The sequence below is a fragment of the Citrobacter sp. wls613 genome (assembly GCF_005281195.1).
Classification (GTDB): domain Bacteria; phylum Pseudomonadota; class Gammaproteobacteria; order Enterobacterales; family Enterobacteriaceae; genus Citrobacter; species Citrobacter gillenii.
Genome location: NZ_SZXN01000030.1, coordinates 4,998 through 5,808, shown reverse-complemented (window position 1 = coordinate 5,808; position 811 = coordinate 4,998). Strand labels below are relative to the sequence as shown.

Genomic DNA, 811 nt, shown 5'->3' with positions numbered 1-811 from the left:
ACTGTGTGCGTTGTGGTCACTCTCCCGTGAACGTCATTACCGCCGCTCCAGTGGGAATGGTTCACTTTAACGACGCGGCGGAATGCCCTTCGTGTGGACTTAAAGGTCATGCTGAGGTTGATGGACCGGAAGAAGCTTATGTTGTCTGGGATGATTTTTAAAACAACGCAAATATCAAATAGGTCGCTACGGCGGCCTTTTTATTAGCTCACGATACAAACAGAGGGTAAGGCGATGGAAGAACAGGCTAACAAGATTCTTGTTGATCTTTTGCAGAAAGCGGTTGGTGGTATTGATGCCGCAGTGTCATTCAGTCAGGCTCAGATACCAGATGTCGTTCATCAGCTGTTGGTATGGTCTTCAGTTAGTTCTGCAATGTTTCAGTTTCTTGGTGCTCTCATGGTTGCAGGATCATTTTTCGCTTTGTACCACATAACTAAATGCAGGAGACGCGGAGATGAATGGACAATTTATGAGGGTGAAAGGTCAATAAGTTCTATTGCATTTGAGTTATGCCGACCGGTTATTTTGTCAATGTCCGTTTTAGGTGTATTCATCATCATGATCAATTTCGACTGGCTGAAAATTTGGCTGGCCCCGAAGCTTTACCTCCTCGAATACGCAGCATCACTCATCAAATAGACCCTCTTCGGAGGGTTTTTTATTGCTGATACCAAAGCATCTTCACGAGGGTGCTCCGTTATCAGGGCGGCTATCCACCGCTTAAATGTCTGCATATGCAGAGGTCTTTAGTTCAGCGGCGCGGCTTAAGCGCGGAGATGATTATGCAAATTAACCTGGAAGTACCAAA

General features: G+C 45.7%; 1 protein-coding gene. It reads left to right on the top strand.

Features of this window, described 5'->3' with window-relative positions:
- Window positions 1-234 precede the first annotated feature (234 nt).
- Complete coding sequence (locus tag FDX01_RS04305; RefSeq protein WP_137399293.1) at window positions 235-642, top strand: hypothetical protein; 408 nt, start codon at window positions 235-237, stop codon at window positions 640-642.
- Window positions 643-811 lie beyond the last annotated feature (169 nt).